The sequence below is a fragment of the Streptomyces sp. ActVer genome (assembly GCF_027270795.1).
Classification (GTDB): domain Bacteria; phylum Actinomycetota; class Actinomycetes; order Streptomycetales; family Streptomycetaceae; genus Streptomyces; species Streptomyces umbrinus_A.
In genome coordinates this window covers 1-3,172 of the sequence record NZ_JAPWHT010000720.1, presented here as the reverse complement: position 1 = coordinate 3,172, position 3,172 = coordinate 1, and the positions used below count along the sequence as shown (strand labels likewise).

Sequence of the window (3,172 nt, the reverse complement as noted above, 5' to 3'; positions counted from 1 at the left end):
AGCCCGCGGTCAGCCGACCCGCGCCCAGCGGCAGCGAGGCCGCCGCGTCCGGCTCCTCGTCGATGCCGTACGCGATCTCCAGGGAGCCGCCGCCGATGTCGAGGACGAGCAGCTTCCCCGCCGACCAGCCGAACCAGCGGCGGGCCGCCAGGAACGTGAGCCGCGCCTCCTCGGCGCCGGTGAGGACCTGGAGCTCGACGCCGGTCTCGGCGCGCACCCGGGCCAGTACGTCGTCCGCGTTGCTGGCCTCGCGCACCGCGGAGGTCGCGAACGGCAGCAGGTCCTCGACGCCCTTGTCCTCGGCGGCTTCCAGCGCCTCCTGGACAACGGCGATCAGTTTGTCGACTCCTACAGAATCGATCGCGCCGCTCTCGTCGAGGAGTTGGGCGAGCCGCAGCTCCGCCTTGTGCGAATGCGCGGGCAGCGGGCGCGCGCCGGGGTGTGCATCCACCACCAGCAGATGCACCGTGTTCGAACCCACGTCGAGGACACCGAGTCTCATGTACGGAACGCTACTGCGCGCGGAACGCCCAGCAGTCCCCGGATGGCTTCCCGGCCACTTACCCTGGACTCGTGCCAAAGACGAAAAAGGCAAAGGCCGACAAGTCGGCAGCGTCCGCCAAGTCCGCCAAGGGTTCGCCCAAGTCCAAGAAGTCCCCGGACGTCCCGGAGCAGGGTGACGAGAAGGGGCTCGACTTCGCGCGTGCGTGGGTGGAGTTCCCGGATCCGGCCGACGACGAGCAGCTCTTCCGCTGCGATCTGACATGGCTGACCTCTCGCTGGAACTGCATCTTCGGAAGCGGCTGCCAGGGCATCCAGGCGGGCCGCGCGGACGACGGGTGCTGCACCCTGGGCGCCCACTTCTCGGACGAGGACGACGAGAAGCGCGTAGCAGGGCATGTGGCGAGACTCACGCCGGAGATGTGGCAGAACCACGAGGTGGGGACGGAGACCGGCTGGGTCTCGAAGGACGAGGACGGCGACCGGCAGACCCGGCCGTACCAGGGCTCGTGCATCTTCCAGAACCGGCCGGGCTTCGCGGGCGGCGCGGGCTGCTCGCTGCACATCCTGGCCGTCAAGGAGGGCCGCGAGCCCCTGGAAACCAAGCCGGACGTCTGCTGGCAGCTCCCGGTCCGGCGTACGTACGAGTGGATCGACCGGCCCGACGACACCCGGGTGCTCCAGGTCTCGATCGGCGAGTACGACCGCCGCGGGTGGGGTCCTGGCGGCCACGACCTGCACTGGTGGTGCACCTCGGCGACCTCTGCGCACGGCGCGGGCGACCCGGTCTACGTCTCCTACCGGCCCGAACTGATCGAACTGATGGGCAAGGCCGGCTACGACCGCCTGGTGGAGCTCTGCGAGGAGCGCCTGGCGTCCCAGCTGCCGTTGGTGGCTCCGCACCCGGCGGACCCGGCCCGCGGCTGAGGGGCCGTGCTGCGCGATTCCCGCCGCGCCTCGTAACGGGCCGCGCCCCGCAAGCAGGGGGCGACCTACATGGGGCGCGGGGAACTGCGCGACCAGCCCCCACGGCCCGCGGACGACAACGCCCCGCGCGGGAAGCGTCTCAGCCCTCCGACGGACTCGGGTCGCCACTGTCACTCGGGGCTGCACTGTCACTGGGCGGCGGCGTAGAACCTCCGGAGGACTCCGGCGGAGGTTCCGGCTCCGGGTCCGACGGAGCCGTGTCGCTGGGCGTCGGCTCGGGATCGGGACTGGACGGCGGCGGATCGCTCGGCGTCGGCTCCGGGGCGGGCCCCGGCCCGGTCGGACCGGGATGGGTCGGTGTCGGCGTGGGCGGGTCCGGGCGGGGCCCCGGACGCGTCGGGCTCGGGCCCGCCGTCCCGTAGCCGTCGATCGTGACCACCGCACCCGCGGGTGCGACCGACACGCTGGCGTTCCAGGGCCCGATCGGCTCGCGCAGATGGTCGACGTACACCTTGATCGTCAGCGACTCGCCGGGCTCCAGCGTTCCGGACGACTGGCTGAGGTAGAGCCAGGACGCCCCGGTGTGCGCGGACCAGCGGACCGCTGAACTCCCGGTCGCCCTGAGGGTCATCAGTGTCGTGTCGCCGCTGGAACCGGCCTCTACGGAGAGGCCGGTTTTCTGTTGTCCCGAGGCCACGCCGATGACTTCCACGGAGACGTCGGGCGAGTCGCTGCCCGGGGTGAAGCGGGGGTCGGGCCTGGTGCTGGCGTTGCCGGCGTTCTCGTAGCCGGGGGACTCGCCGCCGAGTCCGTCCGGGCCGTGCGCCTCGTTCGCGGTGACCGGGCGGCCGTCCGCTCCCTCGCCGGTGAGGGGCGCGCCGCGGTAGGCCGCCCACAGGGCCAGTACGGGGGCCGCCACGACGGTGGCGACGACGGTCGTGGTGACGGCACGCGCGCGGAGGCGGTCACGGCGGGCCGCGCGGTCCTTGGGGTCCATCGGGAAACCGCGCCGGTCGAAGCGCGGACCGCCGCCCCGCGCGCGTGGGACGTGCGTCATCGCCCGGTGGAGGGCCGCGCGCGGGGCTTCGAGTACGGGCAGCGCGGCGGGCGTGACACTGGTGCCGGGCCAGGATCCGGGGACCGCGCGCTCTGCCGTACGACGACAGCGCGGGCAGTCGTCGACGTGCCGGACCAGTTCGCGGCGCAGGGCCGTGCTGAGGACGAGGTGGTTGTCGCCGGTGAGCCGGGCAACTCCCGGACAGGTACCGGTCTCGACGACGGCGAGGGCCGCGCGCGTGCGCTCGACCTCGCAGGCGGCCGTCGCGAGGAGTTCGCGGGCGGCGGCCAGGTCCATGCCGAGGACGGCGGCGACCTCGTGGGCGGCGAGCTGGTGCCGTACGGCCAGTTCGAGCGCCTCACGCTGTTCGGGCGTCGTACCGGCGGCCTCCGGCCAGGCCAGCAGGGCCAGTTCACGACGGCGACGGTCCTCCTCGGCGGCGGCGAGGAGGTCGGCGGTCGGGTCGGCGGTCCGATCGGAGGCGTGGTCGGTCGCCCGGTCGGCGGTCTGGCCGCCGGGGCGGTCGGCGACCGCGGCGGCGGCACGGTGGACGCCCGCGTACGCGCCTTGGGACCGGCCGTCGGCGTACGAGCCCTGGGGGCGGCCGGTGGCGAGTGCGCCCTCGGATCGTACCAGCGCATGGGCGCCATGACGTTTCTGCTTGGCCTCGGCGAGCTTGCGCAGGCA

General features: G+C 73.3%; 2 protein-coding genes and 1 pseudogene. 1 reads left to right on the top strand and 2 read right to left on the bottom strand.

Going from position 1 to position 3,172, the window contains the following annotated elements:
• Positions 1-502 (bottom strand): annotated as a pseudogene (locus O3Q52_RS51085) (Ppx/GppA family phosphatase); the annotation flags it as partial.
• 71 nt (positions 503-573) lie between these two features.
• Here O3Q52_RS51085 and O3Q52_RS51080 point away from each other — a divergent pair.
• Positions 574-1,428, top strand: a complete 855-nt coding sequence (locus O3Q52_RS51080) for a hypothetical protein (RefSeq protein ID WP_269655240.1) — start codon at positions 574-576, stop codon at positions 1,426-1,428.
• Between the two features lie 139 nt (positions 1,429-1,567).
• Here O3Q52_RS51080 and O3Q52_RS51075 read toward each other — a convergent pair.
• On the bottom strand, positions 1,568-3,172 hold a 1,605-nt coding region (locus tag O3Q52_RS51075; protein WP_269655239.1), incomplete at its 5' end, for a hypothetical protein.